Origin of the sequence: Streptomyces macrolidinus, from assembly GCF_023887685.1 — a bacterium.
GTDB classification, from domain to species: Bacteria; Actinomycetota; Actinomycetes; order Streptomycetales; family Streptomycetaceae; genus Streptomyces; species Streptomyces macrolidinus.
Window position 1 is genome coordinate 105052 of sequence record NZ_JAMWMR010000001.1, and the last position, 19185, is coordinate 124236.

At 70.0% G+C, this 19185-nt stretch carries 17 protein-coding genes; 9 read left to right on the forward strand and 8 right to left on the reverse strand.

Annotated elements, in window-relative coordinates:
• The first annotated feature begins 136 nt into the window (after positions 1-136).
• The gene (locus NGF19_RS00500) at positions 137-1357 is read left to right on the forward strand and encodes a DNA cytosine methyltransferase (RefSeq protein ID WP_252421346.1); all 1221 of its coding nucleotides are present in this window, start codon (positions 137-139) and stop codon (positions 1355-1357) included.
• Here NGF19_RS00500 and NGF19_RS00505 read toward each other — a convergent pair.
• The 5 genes from NGF19_RS00505 to NGF19_RS00525 all read right to left on the reverse strand — a co-directional run bounded on the left by NGF19_RS00505 (position 1308) and on the right by NGF19_RS00525 (position 5888).
• Positions 1308-1832, reverse strand: coding sequence for a very short patch repair endonuclease (locus NGF19_RS00505; protein ID WP_289733716.1), 525 nt, complete (start codon positions 1830-1832; stop codon positions 1308-1310). The two genes, NGF19_RS00500 and NGF19_RS00505, sit on opposite strands and share 50 nt — an antisense overlap.
• A 35-nt stretch (positions 1833-1867) precedes the next feature.
• Positions 1868-2881 carry a NaeI family type II restriction endonuclease gene (locus NGF19_RS00510; RefSeq protein WP_252421348.1) on the reverse strand — a complete coding sequence of 338 codons (1014 nt, stop codon included), beginning with the start codon at positions 2879-2881 and terminating at the stop codon, positions 1868-1870.
• 46 nt (positions 2882-2927) lie between these two features.
• Positions 2928-3950: an SEC-C domain-containing protein gene (locus tag NGF19_RS00515; RefSeq protein WP_252421349.1), complete on the reverse strand. Its 1023-nt coding sequence runs from the start codon at positions 3948-3950 to the stop codon at positions 2928-2930.
• Positions 3951-4029: 79 nt separating this feature from the next.
• Complete coding sequence (locus tag NGF19_RS00520; RefSeq protein WP_252421351.1) at positions 4030-5136, reverse strand: CU044_5270 family protein; 1107 nt, start codon at positions 5134-5136, stop codon at positions 4030-4032.
• Complete coding sequence (locus NGF19_RS00525; protein ID WP_252421353.1) at positions 5133-5888, reverse strand: RNA polymerase sigma factor; 756 nt, start codon at positions 5886-5888, stop codon at positions 5133-5135. The genes NGF19_RS00520 and NGF19_RS00525 overlap by 4 nt, the downstream gene beginning before the upstream one ends.
• Before the next feature lie 174 nt (positions 5889-6062).
• Here NGF19_RS00525 and NGF19_RS00530 point away from each other — a divergent pair, with 174 nt between their 5' ends.
• The 3 genes from NGF19_RS00530 (at position 6063) to NGF19_RS00540 (ending at position 8996) form a co-directional block, all read left to right on the forward strand.
• Positions 6063-7628, forward strand: coding sequence for a serine protease (locus NGF19_RS00530; RefSeq protein ID WP_252421354.1), 1566 nt, complete (start codon positions 6063-6065; stop codon positions 7626-7628).
• Between the two features lie 157 nt (positions 7629-7785).
• A complete protein-coding gene (locus NGF19_RS00535; protein WP_252421355.1) occupies positions 7786-8097 on the forward strand; it encodes a DUF6412 domain-containing protein in 312 nt (103 codons plus the stop codon).
• A gap of 176 nt (positions 8098-8273) precedes the next feature.
• Positions 8274-8996, forward strand: coding sequence for a YidC/Oxa1 family membrane protein insertase (locus tag NGF19_RS00540; RefSeq protein WP_252421356.1), 723 nt, complete (start codon positions 8274-8276; stop codon positions 8994-8996).
• Between the two features lie 22 nt (positions 8997-9018).
• Here the strand turns inward: NGF19_RS00540 and NGF19_RS00545 are convergent, their stop codons facing one another.
• Positions 9019-10110: a Gfo/Idh/MocA family protein gene (locus tag NGF19_RS00545; protein ID WP_252421357.1), complete on the reverse strand. Its 1092-nt coding sequence runs from the start codon at positions 10108-10110 to the stop codon at positions 9019-9021.
• Between the two features lie 189 nt (positions 10111-10299).
• On the opposite strand from NGF19_RS00545, the gene NGF19_RS00550 reads away from it, so the two are divergent.
• The 5 genes from NGF19_RS00550 to NGF19_RS00570 all read left to right on the forward strand — a co-directional run bounded on the left by NGF19_RS00550 (position 10300) and on the right by NGF19_RS00570 (position 14947).
• Positions 10300-11268, forward strand: a complete 969-nt coding sequence (locus NGF19_RS00550; protein ID WP_252421358.1) for a hypothetical protein — start codon at positions 10300-10302, stop codon at positions 11266-11268.
• A 158-nt stretch (positions 11269-11426) separates the two neighbouring features.
• A complete protein-coding gene (locus NGF19_RS00555) occupies positions 11427-12206 on the forward strand; it encodes an HAD-IIA family hydrolase (protein WP_252421359.1) in 780 nt (259 codons plus the stop codon).
• 157 nt (positions 12207-12363) lie between these two features.
• Positions 12364-13071, forward strand: a complete 708-nt coding sequence (locus NGF19_RS00560) for a hypothetical protein (protein ID WP_252421360.1) — start codon at positions 12364-12366, stop codon at positions 13069-13071.
• Between the two features lie 3 nt (positions 13072-13074).
• Positions 13075-13740 carry a class F sortase gene (locus NGF19_RS00565; RefSeq protein WP_252421361.1) on the forward strand — a complete coding sequence of 222 codons (666 nt, stop codon included), beginning with the start codon at positions 13075-13077 and terminating at the stop codon, positions 13738-13740.
• Between the two features lie 184 nt (positions 13741-13924).
• Complete coding sequence (locus tag NGF19_RS00570) at positions 13925-14947, forward strand: glycoside hydrolase family 6 protein (RefSeq protein ID WP_252421362.1); 1023 nt, start codon at positions 13925-13927, stop codon at positions 14945-14947.
• 61 nt (positions 14948-15008) lie between these two features.
• On the opposite strand, the gene glxA is transcribed toward NGF19_RS00570, so the two are convergent.
• Together glxA and NGF19_RS00580 are read right to left on the reverse strand one after the other, a co-directional pair.
• Complete coding sequence (gene glxA / locus NGF19_RS00575; RefSeq protein WP_252421363.1) at positions 15009-16943, reverse strand: radical copper oxidase GlxA; 1935 nt, start codon at positions 16941-16943, stop codon at positions 15009-15011.
• On the reverse strand, positions 16940-18880 hold the full coding sequence (locus tag NGF19_RS00580; RefSeq protein WP_252421364.1) for a glycosyltransferase family 2 protein: 1941 nt from the start codon (positions 18878-18880) through the stop codon (positions 16940-16942). The genes glxA and NGF19_RS00580 overlap by 4 nt, the downstream gene beginning before the upstream one ends.
• Between the last annotated feature and the right edge of the window lie 305 nt (positions 18881-19185).

The window sequence follows — 19185 nt, forward strand, 5'->3', positions numbered from 1 at the left end:
GGCGCCGGAGGGCGCGTTCTGTGAATCGCGCGCCGTACTGCACACTGGGTGGGTCTCGTTGTCAGTGGGGTCTGTCACCCTCAGTGATGGTGGATTGCAAGATGAGTCTGCCGCTGCACGGCTGTAAGGAGGGGGCATGACCCACATGAGCGAACCCGAGAGCGCTGCTGGAGTAGCAGAGAAGCCCGAGTTCACGTCGATCGAGATCTGCGCTGGAGCAGGCGGGCAGGCGATCGGTCTGCACCAGGCGGGCTTCGGGCACCTGGCTCTTGTGGAGATCGACAAGCACGCGGTTGACACGCTCAAGCAGAACATCAAAGACCACGAAGCCTGGGCATGGGAGCGGGAGCACTGTGACGTTCTGGAAGGTGACGTCAACAACTTCAGGCCTGCCGAGGACCTGGAGAAGAGCGGAGACCTGCTGAAGCAGCGCGAACTGGACCTGTTGGCCGGGGGTGTGCCGTGCCCTCCGTTCTCGCACGCGGGGAAACAGCTCGGGAAGGCTGATGAGCGCGACCTCTTCCCGCGCATGCTCGACCTTGTGGAGATTCTGAAACCGCGCGCAGTCATGATCGAGAACGTCCGCGGAATCATGGACCCGAAGTTCTCGGACTACCGAGACTGGATCAAGGCGAGGCTTCAGGGCGGTTCTTATCGAGGCGATGACGGCCAGGTGGCCCATGAGCATGGTCTCGGGTACACGGTGTGTAAGTGGGACATCCTGGAGGCCAGTGATTTCGGAGTGCCTCAACTGCGCCCGCGTGCCATCCTCGTAGCGTTTCGTGACGACGTGATCAAGGACGTCAAGTTCGAGTGGCCTACTGCAACGCACGAAGACCCGGTCAGTGTGGCTGACAGCCTCCAGGAGTCCATGCGCGAGCGATATGAGCCCTACTTCGAGGGGGCTCATGCGGCCAAGGCCCGTTACTCCTACGACCGATGGCTCAAGAAGGCTCGGGATCGGGCTGTCGAACTCGAAGGCAAGGGTGGAGGTATTGCCCCCACGCTTGTCGGTGGTTCGAAGAAGCACGGAGGCGCAGACCTCGGGCCCAGCCGTGCGAAGGCGGCCTGGAAGCAACTTGGCATCTCGGGTATGGGTGTCGCCAACGATGCCGAGACGTGCAAGAAGAAGAGCACCGAAGCTCGGGACCTCTTCGACCCAGATGGCCCGATGCTCACCGTGCGCCAGGCCGCCATCATCCAGGGCTTTCCCGCGGAGTGGGGGTTCTCCGGCGGGAAGACGGCGCAGTACCGGCAGGTTGGCAATGCGTTTCCGCCCCCCGTCGCTAAGGCAGTCGGTAAGTCGATCATCGATGTTCTGAAGGCAGCCCAGGAGCGCGACGAGAAGAAGGGCTGAGGCCGGTTCCTTGCCCGCCTGCCTTAGCTGCAATCCGGTGCTTGAGGACTTCCGCCGTGATCTGTGCAGCGCACTCTGCTGAGGCCTCATGCTCCCAGAACCGGAGCACCGTCCAGCCGGCTTCGGTCAGGCGCTGGTCGGTGTCCCGGTCACGGGCCATGTTCCGGGCCACCTTGTCTGACCAGTACCCGGGGTTCGTCTTCGGGGCTACATAGTGCTCGGGGCAGCCGTGCCAGTAGCAGCCGTCGATGAAGACGGCGACCTTCGCCGGGCGGAAGACCATGTCGGCCGTCCGGCGAAGATCGGGCAGAGGCCTTGCAGCGACCCGGTACCGCAGCCCCTGGGCATGCACGAGCCTGCGGATCAGTTGTTCCGGCTTCGTGTCCCGGCTGCGGATCGCCTGCATGTTCCGGCGGCGAGCAGCGGATGATGCCCAAGAGCCGTGTGGAGGCACCCAAAGCTCGTCCTCAACCATCGTGCTCTGTTCCAGTCCTTGACGTGCTATGCCGATCAGTCTTCGGCTTCGTTGGTCACTTTGGGTAGGCGGGGCGCTGTCTCCGGGAGATCACCTTCGTCGGCCAGAACCCACTCCTTGCCATCCAGCTTCACTCGGGGGCGGTCACCGTGATGGGCGCGGGCCTCCGCTACTCGGAAGCTAACGAACTCCCCACGCTGGGGCACCTCAGCTCCGATCTGCCGGGCAATCTCCTGGTGCCTGCTGTAGGGGCCAGCAATCACGATGCCCTCTCCCCGCAGCACAGTGCGTGCCCTGCCATCTCCCTCCCGAAGACGCGCCATGTAGTCGAGCTGCTGAGCTGCCGTACGGATAGCGCCTCGTCCGATGTGTCGGTTCTGAACTCGACGGAACAGTTCAATTACGCGCCTTTGGCCCTTTCGGTTCCCTTCCAGAAGGATCTCCTTGCGGGTAGCCTCGGGAAGATGCAGAAGGACATTTTCGGGGAGGTCTGCGTCACGCCAAAGCCAGGCAATTCTGTTGCGATGCTCCGCCTTTACCGTCAGCTTCTTGTCGCGGTTACTTCCCGTGTTGAGCCATTCCTCGCGTACGCGGAACAGTCCGGCGCTCCACCGGCTCTTACTGTCGTCTGCCCAGACGAGAAGGCAGAGATACCCCATGGCCTCCGGGGGGATCATCCATCCACCGAAGTCCTGGGAGAACTTGCAGTCTACGTCGATACCGCAGATCCGATAGTCCATCGGATGCTTCGCGATGCCAACGTCTGCGCCGTCATCAAATCGGAACTCTCGTTGCAGGTTGATCTCTACGAGAGTGCCCGCGTGAGTCTTCTCCGTTTTGAAGAGGGTCTTCCAGTCCCAGCGCCCGGTGACCTCGCCATTGAGTAGCTGGTCAATGGTGTTGCGTAGTACTGAAGCGAACCGGACTCCATCGGGGTCGAGGCTTTGAATGTGTTCATAGACCTTCTGTAGCTCACGATCGTCCTCGAACAGTTCCTGGGCGGCGATCCGGTGTGCTGCGCGAAGATCTTCTTCTTCAAAAGGAAGCAATTTTGGTCCCTGACGGTATTTTTGGGCAGGTCTTCGGCGAAGGAGATTACGAGAGAGAATCTCCGTGACACTTCTCGTACGGCCGCTTCGACCCGCACCAGCAAGCCGCCCCCCGCTCCGGCGGCCAGGCAACCGCTCGCCCCCGTGCCGCCAGCGTCGTCGCGTACTGGGGGAGCAGGGTCGTGTCCGTCGGGCGGGAGCCCTCTGAGGCTGCGAAGGCCTCGTACGACGGGACCGTGCCGGTCACGATGCCCAGGTTCGGGGTGCCGGAGGCGACCAGTTCCCGAAGTGAGGCCTCTATCGTCGCCAGGTGGGCCTCGTGGGAGGGGTACTCCGTGGCCAGGGACGGGTACGCCGTCACCAGCTCTGTCAGTTCCCGGGCCGGCCAGTGCAGGACCGCTACCGGGAACGGGCGGGACAGGGCCTCCCGGTAGGCGCCCAGTTCCGCGCGCAGGCGGCTGATCTCCGCCGCCAGCTCCGCCGGGTTGTCCGAGCCCAGGGACCAGACGCGCTTCGGGTCGTGGAGTTCGTCCAGGGTGACCGGGGCGGAGTGGAGGGTGTCGGCCAGCATGTCCCAGTCGTCGTGGGCGGCGGCCAGCATGCGGCGGACGCGGTGGCGGCCGAAGAGGAGCGGGTGCGTGGAGTGCGGGGGCGCCGTCTCGGTGTCGCCGAGCAGGAGGCTCAGGCCCTGCGTGAAGGTCGCCTCCGCCGCCTCCAGCTCGTCGTGCGACTCCAGGGACTCCGCCACGATCACCCAGGGCGCCGGGTGCCGCGGGGAGGACGCGCGGATGCCGTCGATGATCGCCCGTGCCTCCGCCTCGTGGCCGTACTCCCACAGGTTCGACGCCTTCAGGGCGCGGACGAGGTGGGGGTGGTCCAGCGGCTCGGCGGACGACAGCAGACGGTCGTACAACGCGGTCGCGCCGGGGCGGTCGCCGGCCAGTTCCCGGTGGGCCGCGGCCTGGAGCAGCAGGTGTTCCGCGTCCTCGGGGTACAGGCCGGCGGTCCGCTCCAGGCGTGCCGCTTCGGCGTGGTGGTCGACGTTCTCGGCAGGCGTGTCGGGGCGCATGGCAGACACCGTACTGCCGCCGACCGACAGTGGAGCGAGATTCGCAGGTCAGGGCCACCCGGCCCGGTGAGGCCCCGCGCTATGCCGTCGCCTTCCCGGGAGCCGCGCCCGCGCGGTCCACCGCGGCCTTGGTGAGGATCGCCGACGTGCCGACAACGGTCCCGGCCGGGCCCGCGTCGCCGGGTTCGGTGAGGACCGATCGTTCGCCTAGGAACGCGTACGTGGTCCGGTCGAAGATCCACTGTGTCTGCTGTCCGTGTGCCGTACGGGCGACGGCGACGCCCTCGCGTCCCGTGGCGTCGGCCGCGGCGCGGATCACCGTGACCCCGGGGATCTTCGCGGCGGCCCGGTAGAGCGCGGCGCTGACCCGCGGTGGTGCCCAGGTCTCGGCCAACAGGTCGCCGATCGCGGTGAACGCCCGCTGGTCCGGGTCCTGGCCCTGTCCGCGGGTCTCGTTCCGGATCAGCTTCAGCAGGGCGTCGGGGTCGGTGGGCAACGATGCGACGTAGGTGTAGGTCGGGTTGTCGATCGACGGGCCGCCCGCCCTGTCCGGATCGCTCGGCCGGGGTGTCGCCCCTGGGCCGTCGAGGGTGTAGACCGGCGCGTCCGGGCCGAGCGGGGAGTCGGGGCGGCCTGCCTCGCGCAGCAGGCCGGAGCGACTGCCGTCGGCGGACAGCCACACCTGCCGCGTGTGCGCGGGAGCCATGGTCACGGGGCCTCCCGCGGCGCTCTGCCCGGCGTAGGCGACCTTGCTCTCGACGTACACGAACTGGTCGGCACGGACGGCCGGTTGTTCGCTTTCGGCGGCGGCGAGTGCGACGCGGTCCAGGAGTTGCCTCGCCTCGGGTGCGCGGGGGGTGCCGCCATCCGCGATCGCGGTGGTGGTGCGGCTTGCAGGGGTGGCGGTGAGGTTCACTGCCACGACGCCGCAGACCGCCATGGCGCAGGCGATGGTCGGCACCATGACCCGGACCGATCGCGGGCGCGGGCGCGGGCGCGTGGCTCGGACGCTGACGCGGCCGGTCGGCTCGGCGAGGGCGGCTTCGCGCAGCAGCGCCTCCTTCAGCAGCGGTCCACGGTCAGGACCCAGGTCCGGGACCGGCGGTGGGGGCAGCAGGTCTGCGAGGTCGGCGCGCTCGGTCTCCTCGGACCGGTGGTGCGTACGGCGCCGCGGGGTGATGTTCATCCGTGGTTCTCCTGGGTCGACCATCGGGCCGCGAGGATGCGGTCCGGTACTGGCTTGTGGTCCGGCGCCGGCTTGCGGCCCGGTACTGGCCTGCGGTCCGGTACGGAGCTGTCGGGGGCGGCGGAGGGTTCCCCGCGGTGCGTCGTGGGCGTCCGTCCGGCTCGGACCCGTACGGCCCGCGTGGCCTCCATGGCCTGCGTGGCTCGTGTGACGGGTGTGGTCCGGGCCGGGGTCTCGGCGAGTTCGCGCAGCCGGGTGCGGGCGCGGGACAGGCGGGACCGGACGGTGCCGACCGGCACGCCGAGCGCCTCCGCCGCAGCCGCGTAGTCCAGCCCGGCCCACACCACGAGGGTGAAGACCTCCCGGTCGCGGCGGCGCAGGCGGGCGAGTGCGGCGTGCGCGGCGCGCAGCTTCTCGGCGTCCTCGAGGTGCGTGACGAGATCGTCGGCGAAGTCCGGGATCGAGCCGCGCTCCGGGACACGGGCGAGCGCGATCTCGCGGCGTCGGCGTGCGCGTGCGTTGCCGCGCATGATGTTCGTGGCGATGCCCAGCAACCACGGGCGCAGACTGTCCCCCTCGGGGTGCAGCTTCTCCCGGCCGCGCCATGCCTCCAGGAAGGTCGTCGAGACGACGTCCTCGGCCTCCGCCCAGTCGCCCGTCACCCGCAGGGCATAGCGGTACAGCACTTGTGCGTGCTCGTCGTACAGCTCGCCCAAGGCGTCGCGGTCTCCGCGGCGGAAGCGATTCCTCATGACTGTTTCCACACTCTGCTCTGCCGCGCCGGTCGCGGCGGTTCCGGTGACGTGCGCCACACAGGCCGGACGTGCGCCGCACAGGCCGCCCGAGGCCACGCCCCCGCCCACGGTCCCGCCCTCGATGTGACGTGGAACACGGGAACCCCGGCGCCCGGCAGCGCAGTGCCGGTCATGAACACTTCTTCCCTCTCCCGCCGGAGCGTCCTGCGGAACCTGACGCTCGCCGTCGCCCTGGTCGGCAGCACGACAGCCGTAGGGGGCGCCACCGCCTTCGCCGCGGCGCCCGAGACGTACACCCTCACGATCAAGCACCTCGACCGCGCGGGTCACCTGACCGGGTCCTACGAGACCAACGTCACCGGGATCTCCGGTCCGGGCGCCGACGAGGTCGCCCACCCTTACGACGCTTCGGGCACGACCACCGTGCGTCTGCCCCAGGGCCGTTACCTGCTCGACAGTTCCCTGAGCACCGGTGACCGCGCGGACGGCACGGACTGGATCGTCCAACCGCGCCTCGACCTCGACCACGACACCACCATCACCGTCGACGCGCGGACCACCGCCCCCGTCGACGTACAGCCGCCCGACGACTCGGCGGACTTCCAGCACGGCGCGATGTTCGTCCGGGTCACGCAGGGCGACGCGGTCCGCGAGGCCAACCTGGTCACCTCTTCGTCGAAACTGCGCGTGGCCCACCTGGGACCCGACGCCGAGCCCGGTTCGGTGAAGCAGTGGTTCGACTCGTACTGGACGACCGAGAAGGGTGGTTACGCGCTCGGCTACACCTTCGACGGCGCCCGCGCCCTGACGGGGCTCACCCGTCACCCCGCCGCGAAGGACCTGGCCACCTTGCAGATCCGCGGCGCGGCCCGGCCGGGCGCCACGGGGAACGCGTCCTTCGACCTGCAACCGACGGTCGGACCGACCGTCGGAACCGCCCGGACCCTCACGACCCCCGGCACGGCCACCTACCTCGTGACGCCCGAGCGCGGCACCTGGGACGTCACCTACACGGCCCCCGCCAAGCCCGGCGCGACCCCCAACCGCTACTCCGCCGACGGCATCGCCGTGCGCGCCGGGGCCACAACGACGCAGACCTTCGACAACGCCGTCTTCGGCCCGGTCCTCACCGACCGCACCGGCGTCGTACGGGACGGCGACCGCCTCGACGTCGATGTCCCGCTGCTCGCCGACGGCGACGGCCACGTGCCGTCGTCACCGGCGTACACCTCGGCCTCGACCACGCTGCACCGCGACGGCGTGCTCGTCGGGAAGCAGACCGGCACCCCCGGAAGCGCCCGGTTCACGGTGGAACCGGGGCGCGCGGCGTACCGGCTCACCAGCACGGTGAACCGCGCGGGTGCCCCCGGCACCGCCACCCGCGTGACCGCGTCCTGGACCTTCACCTCGGACACGACGACCGGTCCGACCTCGGTGCCGGTCAGCGTCGTGCGGTTCTCGCCCGCGCTCAGCCCGACCGGCACGGCGGCGGCGGGCTCGGCACTCCGTGTCCCCGTCACCGTGCTCGGTGCCGCCTCGCACGGGCAGGTGCGCTCGCTGGCGGTCTCGATGTCCGTGAACGGCGGCGCCTCGTGGACGCGGGTCCCGGTCGAGAACGGCGCCGTCACGATCCGCAACCCGCAGGCGGGCACCGGGGTCTCCTTGCGCGCCGACCTGACCGACACCGACGGGAACACCCTCACCCAGACCGTCATCGACGCCTACCGCACTCAGTGACCCGTCGTCCGGGAAGGTGAACGGGCGATCGGGCCGACCCCACTGCCCGATCGCCCTCACTGCCGGATCGTCCCCACCGGCGGGCGCGCCCGATCGTGTATAACGGCAGGGAGCAGCAAGGGAGTTACCAGTCTTACCACTCGGGGAGGAGAGGCCGATGATCCGGTCCTGGACGAGACTGCGGCCCACCGCCGTGCTGCTGCTCCTGCTCCTCCAAGCCGTCGTCCTCGACACCGGCAGCCTCACCGCCGCCGTCGCCTTCGCCGCGACCGCCGCGGTCGGTTCCGCCCTCGCCGTCTGTGCGTTGATCGCCGCGTGCAGTGTGCCCGCCGTGGCCCCGACCCGCGTACGTACGGCTCTTCGCGACCGTGCGCATCGCACCGCGTTCCTGCCGCAACGGGACCCCGACGCCCCGGGCCGCAGGCGACCGCGGGCACCCGGACACGCCCTTCAGGCGACCGCCGCGTAGGCCACACACCGGTCCGTTCCCGTACGTACGTATCGGCGTACGCACGTTACGTATCCCGTACGCACCCACGTACGCACCGCCGTACGCCCACAGCCGAGTACGTGTGGCCCACGCGGGTCGTCATGCCGACAGCTCATCTCACCACCCCGGCACGACGAGACCCCGAAGGGCTCCCCATGTCCACGTTCCTGTCCGCGTTCGCAGGCCTGGTCGAGCGGCTGGCCGATCTGCTTCAGCCGCTCTTCCACGCCTCCTCGGCCGCCGCCGCGATCGTCCTGTTCACCGCGCTCGTACGACTCCTCGTCCACCCGCTGTCCCGGGCCGCGGCGCGCGGTCAGCAGGCGCGCGCGCAGCTCCAGCCGAAGATCGCGGAGTTGCGGAAGAAGTACGGCAAGAACCCGGAGAAGTTGAACAAGGCCGTCCTCGAACTGCACGCGGAGGAACGGGTGTCGCCGCTGTCCGGCTGCCTCCCCTCCCTGCTCCAGATGCCCGCGTTCTTCCTCCTCTACCACCTGTTCTCCAGCACGACGATCGGCGGCGAGAGCAACGGCCTGCTCGCGCACACCCTGTTGGCCGCGCCGCTCGGCGGCCGATGGGCCGACGCCCTCGGTGACGGCGGCCCCTTCGGCGCGGCGGGGCTTGTCTACCTCGGGCTGTTCGCACTCGTCGTGGCCGTCGCCACGTTCACCTACCGGCGTACGAAGCGGATGTCGGCCGCGAACCCGGTCCCGGCCGGTGACGGCACACAGGTGCCCGGCCTCGGCGCGGTCGCCAAGGTCATGCCGTTCTTCTCCTACTTCACCCTCGTCACCGTGGCGGTGGTGCCGCTGGCCGCCGCGCTGTACGTGGTGACCAGCGCGACGTGGAGCGCGGTCGAGCGGGCGGTGCTGTACCGCTGAACTCGGCTGCCGCTGAAGGGAGTCACAGCGTCACCGTCACACCCTCGCGTGCCGAGCGCCGGGCCGCTTCGAGGACGTCCAGGGCCGCGGCGGCCTCGTGCGCGGTGACCGGGTTCGGGCCGCCCTCGCGCAGGGCCCGCGCGATCGCCGCGTAGTACGCCGGGTAGTCGCCGGGCAGGGTCGGTACGGGGGTGCCGCCGCCGGTCAGCGGGGACTCCCCGGCGCCCACGCGGCCCCACAGCGGTTCGGGCTCCTCGCCCCAGCCGGGGCCGGGGCGCCCGCCCTCGCGCAGCGCCGCCTCCTGCGGATCGAGGCCGTACTTCACATAGCCCGCCTCGGCGCCCAACACCCGGAAGCGCGGCCCGAGTTGGGCGGTCGTCGCGGAGACGTACAGATGGGAGCGGACCCCGCTCGCGTGAGTGAGCGCGAGGAACGTGTCGTCGTCCGTCTCCGCACCCGGACGGCGGACGACCGTCTCGGCGTACACACCGGTCACGGGGCCGAAGAGCACGAGCGCCTGGTCGACGACATGGCTGCCGAGGTCGTACAGCAACCCCCCGATCTCCGCCGGGTCGCCGGACTCGCGCCAGCCGCCCTTGGGCCGGGGGCGCCAGCGCTCGAAGCGGGACTCGAAGCGCCAGACCTCGCCGAGTTCGCCCTCGGCCAGCAGCCTCCGCAGGGTCAGGAAGTCGTTGTCCCAGCGGCGGTTCTGGAAGACGGACAGCAGCAGGCCGCGCCGCTCGGCCAGTGCCGCGAGGCCGCGCGCCTCGGCTGCCGTGCCCGCGACCGGCTTGTCCACCACGACCGGCAGGCCCGCTTCGAGCGCGGCGGTCGCGAGGGGGACGTGTGTCCTGTTCGGGGCGGCGATGACGACCAGGTCCAGCTCGCCCGCCCGCGTCCACAGCTCGTCGGCCGTGGCGGCGAGGCGCACGTCCGGGAACTCGGCACGGGCCTGCTCCTGCCGCTCGGGCCGCGAGGTGACCACCGTGTCCAGGACGAGGCCCTCGGTGGCGGCGATCAGCGGCGCATGGAAGACGGAGCCCGCGAGGCCGTAGCCGACGAGGCCCACGCGGAGAGGGGTGCCAGTGCGCGGAGCAGGGGTTGTGCCAGTCATGGCTCTACTGTCGCAACCGCGGCGCGCGAGTGTGCCACCGGGTATTCCCTGCTGTCGCTTTCGGTGTCGATCCCCTGGCGATTCCCCTGTCCGTTCCACTGCGCTGATCGAGGGGACTTGGGCCGCCGACTCCGGCCCTCAGGGCGTGGCGTGCCCAGGGCTCCGCCACCCATGGTCGGTCATATTTTCATGCGACTGCCTAGAACCCTTCTCCCGTCCCGGCTCTCCCATCTGCCCCGCACCCTCCTGCTGCCCCGGCTGCCCCTGTTCCTGGCCTGCGCCCTGGCCGCCGTCGTCTTCTTCCTCCAGGCATCCGTCGCAGCGCTCCCGGCCGACTCGCAGCCCACCTGCGCCGCGCCCACCGGCAACGCCTTCCCGCTCACCACCCACATCCGCGGCGGCCCGGACCGCTACCGCGCCGGAGGCGACGACCACACCTGGTTCATCGACCTCAAGAACACGACCACCCGCTCCTGTGCGCACATCCACCCGGTGGTCGTCCTGGTCGACACCCATCACGCGCTGACGGCCGAGCAGCCCAAGCTGGAGTTCTTCGAGGGCGACCGCGCGCATCCGGTCGCCCTGCGCCGCACCGACCGCAGCGAGCTGGTCGGCGCCTTCGACGACGGCTTCGCGGGCTTCACCGTGGCTCCGGGCAAGACCGTCTCGGTGAAGGTGCGGCTCGCGCTCGCCCCCGACGCCCGGCAGAACGACGTCGTGGCGAACGCCGCGATCGTGCAGCGGCGCGGGGACGACGGCAGTTGGGTCGGCGAGTCGAACGAGTACCGCTTCCGGATCGAGCCCAAGGACGACGAGCCCAAGGACGACGAGGCCGACGGACACGACGCGCACAAGAAGACCCCGCACAAGAAGGGCGCCGGGAAGGAGAGTCCGGGCACGGCGAGCCCGGGGACACCGAGTCCGGGGACGGCGAGCCCCGGAAAGGGCGGCGAGGGGAAGAAGGGGGCCGGAGCGCAGCACAAGCAACCGGGGACGGCCTCGCCGAGCCCGCGGCCGAGCCCCTCCGGCAGCGCGCCGGCCCACGCCGGGCAGCGCGTCGCACACCGCCTCGACCCGTTGATCGGGGGGCTCCTCATGGTGGCGGGCGGTGTCCTCGTGGCGGGCTCCCCCTTCCTGCTCCACCGCGCGCGCCGCTGAGGCCCCTGCCGTCACCGCACCCACCGCCGAGCTTCCGGTGCCCGGTGGGATCAGGGCCGACCCGTGCTGATTACGCTGGGGCCGGGTGCACGCCGCGCACGCGGCATCCCCGTCGTTCCGGCGTTCCCGGTTCCCATGCGCACGGCAGGAGATCACAGATGGCAGAGCGCAAGCCCATCGAGTCCTGGCTCACCGACATGGACGGTGTGCTGATCCACGAGGGCGTGCCGATCCCCGGTGCCGACGCGTTCCTCAAGAAGCTGCGCGAGTCCGGCAAGCCCTTCCTGGTGCTCACCAACAACTCGATCTACACCCCGCGCGACCTGCACGCCCGCCTGACCCGGATGGGGCTGGACGTGCCGGTGGAGAACATCTGGACCTCGGCGCTGTCCACCGCCCAGTTCCTGGACGACCAGCGGCCCGGCGGCACCGCGTACGTCATCGGCGAGGCCGGTCTGACCACGGCCCTGCACGACATCGGCTACATCCTGACCGACCACGAGCCCGACTACGTCGTCCTCGGCGAGACCCGCACGTATTCCTTCGAGGCCATGACCAAGGCCGTCCGGCTGATCAAGAACGGGGCCCGGTTCATCTGCACCAACCCCGACGAGACCGGCCCGTCCGTCGAGGGCCCGCTGCCCGCCACCGGTTCGGTCGCGGCGCTGATCACCAAGGCGTCCGGCAAGCAGCCGTACTTCGCGGGCAAGCCGAACCCGCTGATGATGCGCACCGGACTGAACACGCTCCAGGCGCACTCCGAGACCAGCGCGATGATCGGCGACCGGATGGACACCGACATCCTCGCCGGGATGGAGGCGGGGATGCAGACGTATCTGGTCCTCACCGGGCTGACCACGCGGGACGAGGTCGACCGCTTCCCGTTCCGCCCGTCCCACGTCGTGGACTCGATCGCGGACCTCGTCGACCTCGTCTGAGGCCGGAGGCCGGGCAGCGCCCCCGCTGCCCGTACGGCGCAGGGGTCGCCCCCCGGACGGAGTAGCCGACGTCCCGTCCGGATGCGCCGGAGTGTCCGCGGAGAGAGCCTCCTGGTATCGGAGGTTCACCATGGGTTCACTACGGCTCACGCTCTGTGTGATAGCCATCATCGCGTCCGTCCTCGGACGCTCGGCGCTCAAGTCGGACGGACAGGACGTCTCCCTGACCCCCGCGTCTCCCGCGCCCGGCGGCGAGGTGCGGCTGACCGTGCGGGGATGTCCCGGTACGGCTACGACGGGCACCGCGACGTCGGACGCCTTCGTCACGGACGCGCGGCTCGTCGGCAAGAACGGCACGCTGACCGGTGACACGGTGGTCCGCGCCATGCTGGCGCCGGGGAGCTACGCCATCAAGGCTGACTGCGGCGGGCACAAGGCCGACGGCACCCTCACCGTCGACGGGGCGACAGCGTCCGGCCCCTTCGCTCCGACGGGCCCGGACAGCCCGGCGGGCTCCGCCCCGAGGGACGCGGGCAACCCCGTGGGATCCGCCCCGACCGGCCCCGACCGTCCGGCGGCCCCGTCCCTGCCGCACGCGCTGACCGATCTGCTCCGCCCGGCGGCGCCGCCCAGCGACCCGGCCTCCCGGCTCCGCCCCTCCTCGCCGACCGCCCCGGCCTCGCCCGTGGCGCCGGTCCACGCGGGCGGTGGTGGTGCGCGCCAGGCGGTGCTCTCCGAGGCCGAGGAGGCCCGCGACAGCAGCGGGCCCGGCGCCCGGGAGGCGGTCATCGGCCTCGTCCTCGTGAGTATCGCCGCCGGTGTGGTCGTCGTCCGCGGTGTCCGCCGAAGCCGGGGCAAGGAGTGAGCCGTGTCCGAGCGTGAACGTTCCTGTGGGACCGGGCGTCTGGTGATGGGGGTCATCTGGGTGGTTCTGCTGCTCGGGCTGTGGCTGTGGGGCCGCGAGATGACCGGCGTGCGCGAGGGCGTCTCCGGTCCGGCCACCGGGGACATGGCCGCCGCGGGCCGACCCGCCGACGTCGAACTGCCCTCCACCGTACGGCCGTTGGGGAAGGCAGCGCCGCGCCGCGTCGACATCCCCGTGATCGGGGTGCACGCACCGGTCGTCGCGCGCGGTCTGGACGCGCAGGGCGCGATCGAACCGCCGCCCTTCGAACAGCCGGGCGCGGTCGGCTGGTACGCGGCCGGCGTGCAGCCCGGCTCGGCCGGAACCGCGCTGTTCGTCGGGCACGTCGACACCCGGACCGGACCCGGGGTCTTCTACCGGCTCAGCGGGCTGCGGCCGGGCGCCACGGTACGGGTGGTCCGACAGGACGGTCAGGTCGCCGAGTTCACCGTGGAGGACGTCCAAGTCCTGCCCCGCGACGGCTTCGACGCCCGCCGGGCCTACGGGCCGCGCCAACAGGGCCGCGCCGAGCTGCGGTTGATCACCTGCGGCGGCACCTACGACGGGACGAGTCACGCCTACTCGGCGAACGTGGTCGTCTCGGCGTATCTGACGGGCAAGGGGGCGTGACAGCTCACGTGGGGAGCGGGGAGCGGGGAGCGGGGAGCGAGGAAGCGGGGCGGCGGAGGAGCGACGGACCGGCGCACGCGGGCCCGCGCTGTAACAGCTCGTCCACAACAGCCGGATCGCTCGTGGCGACGGTCCTGGTATGTCAGGCTTGGACCATAACGCGGTACACCCAAAGGGGAGTTGGATGTACGGAACGAGGGGCGCGGGGACACGGGCCGCCTTGGTCGCGGTGGGGGCCGCGCTGGTGCTGGCCGGTTGTTCCTCCTCCAAGGACGGGGACGGCAAGGACGACGGCAAGGACACCGCGATCACCCAACGGCCCAAGGACTCCACCCCGTTCTGGGTCAACCCGGACGGGAACGCGGCCCGGCAGGTCGCCGCCTTGGAGAAGGCCGGGAAGAAGACCGAGGCGGACCAGATCAGGAAGATCGCCCGGCAGCCGACGGGGGAGTGGATCGGCCCGGAGAACCCCGAGGCGGAGGCGCGGGGCTTCACCGAGGCCGCCGAGAAGGCGAACCGCACCGCGATCCTCGTCCTCTACGACATCCCGCACCGCGACTGCGGCCAGTTCTCGCAGGGCGGCGCGGCGGACGGCAACGCGTACCGGGCATGGATCGACGGCGTGGCCCGAGGCATCGGGGACCGTCACGCGACGGTGATCCTGGAGCCGGACGGGGTGCTGCACATGGTGGACGGCTGCACCCCGGAGGAGTTCCACGAGGAGCGGTACGACCTGCTCAAGGGCGCGATCGCCAAGCTCAAGGCGCTGCCGCACACCAAGGTCTATCTGGACGCGGGCAACGCGGGCTGGCAGCACCCCGACCAGATCTTCGAGCCGCTTCAACGGGCGGGCGTCGAGCGGGCGGACGGCTTCGCGGTGAACGTCTCCAACTTCTACTCGACGCGCGACTCGCTCGCGTACGGCAAGCAGTTGTCGGCGAAGATCGGCGGCAAGCACTTCGTGATCGACACCAGCCGCAACGGCAACGGCCCCTACACGGCGGGGGATCCGAGCCAGCGCTGGTGCAACCCGCCGGGCCGGGCCCTGGGCGAGCCCCCGACGACGAAGACGGAAGACCCGCTGGTGGACGCCTACTTGTGGATCAAGCGCCCCGGCGAGTCCGACGGCACCTGCAAGGGCGGCCCGAAGGCGGGCGACTGGTGGGCGTCGTACGCGCTCGACCTCGCGAAGGCGAAGGGCGCGTAGCCCTTCGTACGAACGCAGGGGGCGCCCCTCGTGGCGGAGGGCGCCCCCAACACGGCCCGGACTACGGCACCTTGATCCACTGCGCCTTGCTCGGCGTGCCCTCGTCGTCGTCCGCGAACAGCATGTACCAGCCCGACTGGACGAGGTTGCGGTTCTTCGGCACGGTCACCGTGAGCTTGTCCCCCTTCGTGGCGAAGTCCAGGGCGATCGAGCGCTGGTCGACGTCCGTGACATGCGTGGACGCGCTCGGGCGGATCAGCCGGACCTTCCTGATCGCCGACGCGTGCCGCGAGGTGAACGTGCCCGACGCGCCGCGCGCGATGGTCTGCGGGCCGCCGGACAGGGAGGGCCGTGCGTCCCGGTACAGATACGGCGGCTTGTAGATCTCCAGGCGCTGCTCGAACGTACCGGCCTTGGTGTTGGCCTTGTCGCCGTACAGCGAGTCGGAGCCGAAGAACAGCACGCGCCCGTCGGGCAGCAGGATCGAGCCGGAGTGGTAGTTGCGGCCCACCAGCGGATCGGCGACCCGCTGGAACGACTTGCTGTCCGGGTGGTAGAGCCGCGCCTGGTGGATGTTGGAGTCGCTGCGGCCCCGGTAGTCCTCCGAGCCGCCGGAGACCAGAACCGTGTCGTCGGGGAGGACCGAGGCCTGCGGGTAGCGGGTGCCCTTCTCCAGCATCGGGCCGTCCATGAAGCGCGGGTTCGGCGGCCGGAGGTCGATCAGCCGCGTCTTCTTGCTGGACAGCTCGGACTCGCCGACCCCGCCCCCGCCGATCACCAGGTACTTCTCGTCCTGCGCGGGCGGCAGCAGCACGGTGGCGGAGGTCTCCAGCCGGTCGGGGTCGCTGAGTCCGGGCAGCTCGGTGAACTTGTTGGTGTCGAGGTCCCAGATACCGGGGTCGCGGCCCACGTTGTCCGGGCCGTAGCCCGCGTTGGACCCCGAGTAGAAGATCTTGCCGTTCTGCATCAGGAACAGCGCCGGGTAGGTCGGGAACTGCCGGATCTTCGGGGTGTACGTCCACTTCCTGGTCTTCGGGTCGAAGATCTCGTTCTTGCCCGGGACCAACTGCCCGATGTCGTCGAGCCCGGAGACGCTGAGGACCTTGCCGTCGCTCAGCGTGGTGAGCGTCGGGTACCAGCGGGCCTCGTGCATCGGGTCGACCTTGATGTACTTCTCGGCGACCGGGTCGAACTCGAAGGAGTCCCGGATGCCTTGGAAGTCCTTCTTGTCGAGGCCGAGCTTGTTGGCGATGCCGTACGTGTTGCGCGCGTCGGCCCCCGTGAGGCCCCGCACGCTGTAGTTGTCCTCGGTGCCGGTCTCGTACTTCCGGCCGCTGCGCTGCGCCTCGACGTAGATACGGCCCACGCCGGGGTCGTTGCGCAGCCACTTGCCGGTCGCGGCGAAGACCTTCTTCGCGCGGGGCACGAGGACGGGGTCCTTGGAGACGAACGTCTTGCCGTTCACCTTGCCGGTGAATCTCGTCCCGGCGGGCAGCGTGATCGGCTTGTCCGGGTTCTCGTTGTGGACGATCATCAGGCCGCCGGCCTTGGTGACGTCCCCCTTCAGCTTCTCGTACCGCTTGGTGCCGCCCGCGATCAGCAGGTTGCCGCTCGCGAGTTGGGTGTGGCCGGTGCAGAACAGGTCGCTGGGCGTGGGGATCTTCTTGATCGTGCCCTTGTCCGGGTCCCAGAGCCGGGTGTCGAACTGCTTCTTGTCGAAGTTCTCCTGGTTGTTGCCCGACCCCGCCACCAGCAGCACCTTGCCGGTGTGCAGCAGCGCGGCGTGGATCGTGTCCTGCCGGTACTCCTCGGGGAACTCCAGGATCTCCCAGTGCCCGTTGTCCGCCTTGTACTCGGGCTTGTTGATCGTGTACTGGTGATACCGCTCGCTCCCGAACCGGTACAGCCACGGCCCGTTCATCCCGGCCAGTGCGAGGACCACCACCGTGCCGATCGCGAGACGGCGAGCGCGACGAAGGCCGGCCTGGTCTTTCACTTCTTGTGTCCTCCCGCGACGATCTGCATGGTCTGCTCGGTGCCCGCGTGTCCGGCCCAACTGGGCCGCCTGACCGGGGCGTGCGCGGCGGTCTGCGGCGGCGGCACCGCCGTGTCCCGCGGTTCGTCCGCGATGGCCGGGGCCGGGCGCTTCTTCTCCTGCCGCAGCGTCCAGCGCCAGACGAAGACGGGCGAGGCCGTGATCAGCAGGGCGAACGAGGCCCAGGTGATCATCGCGGGATGGGAGTGGCCGAGCAGGAAGCCCACGACGATCGAGCCGCCGAAGACCAGGATGAAGAACAGATGGATCCGGAAGGTCCCGAACAGGGTGTCGGGGCTCGTCGAATCACCCTTGGGCGTCACCACGAACCCGCTCTTGCGGCGCAGCACGGCGTCCATGAGCGAGCGGGCGTAGACCGGCGCGGACAGCGCCGACATCACCATGCCCGCCACCCCGCCGGAGCCCTCCGGCTCGTGCGGGGAGACGTTGTGCCGGCGGTTCCAGATGTACAGGCCGATCTGGAGCGCCGAGGCGTTGCCGTAGAGCATCAGCCAGACCGTCGGGTCGATGTTCACACCCGAGGCGCCGAGCCCCAGGAACAGCGCGCAACTCAGCGCGGCCAGCATCCAGTTGAGGGCCGACATCGGGTAGAAGACGATCATCATCGTGTAGTTGAAGAGCTTGCCCGGCGGCAGCGAGAAGAAGCCCTTCCAGTACTGCTTGAGGATCGTCTCGTAGGTCCCCCGCGACCAGCGCAGTTGCTGGGTGAAGAAGTCCGTCCAGGCACCGGGGCCCTCGCCGACCGCGAGCACGTCCGGGGTGTAGACCGACTTCCACTTCCGCCCGGTGAGCGGGTTGCGGTGGCGGTGCATCTCGAAGCCGGTCGCCATGTCCTCGGTGATCGAGTCGTACAGACCGCCGATCTGCTGAAGTGCCTTGATCCGTACGGCGTTGGAGGTGCCGACGAACATCGGGGCACCGTAGCGGTTGCCCGCCCGCTGGATCAGCGCGTGGAAGAGGAACTGCTGCGACTCGGCGGCCTTGGTGACGAAGGTGTCGTAATTGCCGTAGACCTGCGGGCCGATGACGAAGCCGACGTCCGGGTCGCGGAAGAAGCCGAGCATCCGCTCCAGGTAGTTGGGCAGCGGCACATGGTCGGTGTCGACGGAGGCGAAGTAGTCGTACGCGTCGCCGTGCGCCTGGAGCCAGGCGTTGTAGTTGCCGTGCTTCGTCCTGGCGCGGTGCGGGCCCTTCGGCTGGTTCCACCGCGCGACGCCCTTGCGGGAGAAGTGGTGGACGCCGAGGCGCGCGCAGACCGCCTTGACCTCGGGGTCGTCGCCCTCGTCGAGGAGCCAGACATGCAGCAGCCCCCGGTGCCGCAGCCGGACGGCTGCCTCCAGGGTCTTCGTCACCATCGACAGCGGTTCCTTGCCCGGGACATAGGTGGTGATGAAGGCGACTCGCGTGCCGCTCTCGGGCACCACCGGGATCGGGTCGCGGGCGACCAGCGTCGCGTGGGCGTTCGACAGGACGTTCATGCAGCGGAAGAACTCGATCAGGCCGATCGAGACGAGCATCACGATGTCGAGGGCCGGCAGGAAGCTGTAGGTGGGGTGGTCGCGTTCGGTCCAGTGCTCGGGCTGGAGCAGCCAGGCGAACAGCACCAGCGAAAGGAGCGGGGCCGCGCCGAGCATCAGCGCGGCGCGGATGCGGTGCGGCTCCTGGGAGAGCAGTGAGCGGTAGCGCACCCGGTACGGCTTGGTCGGGTCCGGCTGGGTGAGCGGTCCCGCCAGGCGGCTGTAGTGCTCGTAGTCGTATCTCGGCAGCGTCGTACGTATCCGGCGGAAGGCGCCGGTGTGGCCGGTGCGGTGCGATGGCCTCCTGAGCTGGGTCGTCTCTGACGGGTCTGAGTTCGGCCGGGCGCCCGTCGGCGTCATGAGCTGTCCCCCCGCGCGCACAGCGGCGCGTGTTCGTCGGTCGTTCGTCCGCGGTGGTCCTGCGTCGACCAGAGCGGACGGGTCAGTGGTGGGTCGGCGTCACGGTGTCCTTTTCCCCCATACCGACACAGAAACCCCACCTGCCGGTTGCAGTGGTGCCCCCCTCGGCATCCGTCAGGCGGGGCCCCCATCCCCACGCTGCGCAACCGGCCCGGCCCCCAACTGCCGTGCAGCGGTGGCCGCTTGCAGCCCAGGGTTCTACGGGGTCCGGCATGATCGCAAGACGCGAAACACGGTGTTTACCG

Coding starts and splice junctions, on each gene's coding strand:
- NGF19_RS00500 (WP_252421346.1), top strand. CDS start 137: ATGACCCACATGAGCGAACCCGAGAGCGCTGCTGGAGTAGCAGAGAAG.
- NGF19_RS00505 (WP_289733716.1), bottom strand. CDS start 1,832: ATGGTTGAGGACGAGCTTTGGGTGCCTCCACACGGCTCTTGGGCATCA.
- NGF19_RS00515 (WP_252421349.1), bottom strand. CDS start 3,950: ATGCGCCCCGACACGCCTGCCGAGAACGTCGACCACCACGCCGAAGCG.
- NGF19_RS00520 (WP_252421351.1), bottom strand. CDS start 5,136: ATGAACATCACCCCGCGGCGCCGTACGCACCACCGGTCCGAGGAGACC.
- NGF19_RS00525 (WP_252421353.1), bottom strand. CDS start 5,888: ATGAGGAATCGCTTCCGCCGCGGAGACCGCGACGCCTTGGGCGAGCTG.
- NGF19_RS00530 (WP_252421354.1), top strand. CDS start 6,063: ATGAACACTTCTTCCCTCTCCCGCCGGAGCGTCCTGCGGAACCTGACG.
- NGF19_RS00535 (WP_252421355.1), top strand. CDS start 7,786: ATGATCCGGTCCTGGACGAGACTGCGGCCCACCGCCGTGCTGCTGCTC.
- NGF19_RS00540 (WP_252421356.1), top strand. CDS start 8,274: ATGTCCACGTTCCTGTCCGCGTTCGCAGGCCTGGTCGAGCGGCTGGCC.
- NGF19_RS00545 (WP_252421357.1), bottom strand. CDS start 10,110: ATGACTGGCACAACCCCTGCTCCGCGCACTGGCACCCCTCTCCGCGTG.
- NGF19_RS00550 (WP_252421358.1), top strand. CDS start 10,300: ATGCGACTGCCTAGAACCCTTCTCCCGTCCCGGCTCTCCCATCTGCCC.
- NGF19_RS00555 (WP_252421359.1), top strand. CDS start 11,427: ATGGCAGAGCGCAAGCCCATCGAGTCCTGGCTCACCGACATGGACGGT.
- NGF19_RS00570 (WP_252421362.1), top strand. CDS start 13,925: ATGTACGGAACGAGGGGCGCGGGGACACGGGCCGCCTTGGTCGCGGTG.
- NGF19_RS00580 (WP_252421364.1), bottom strand. CDS start 18,880: ATGACGCCGACGGGCGCCCGGCCGAACTCAGACCCGTCAGAGACGACC.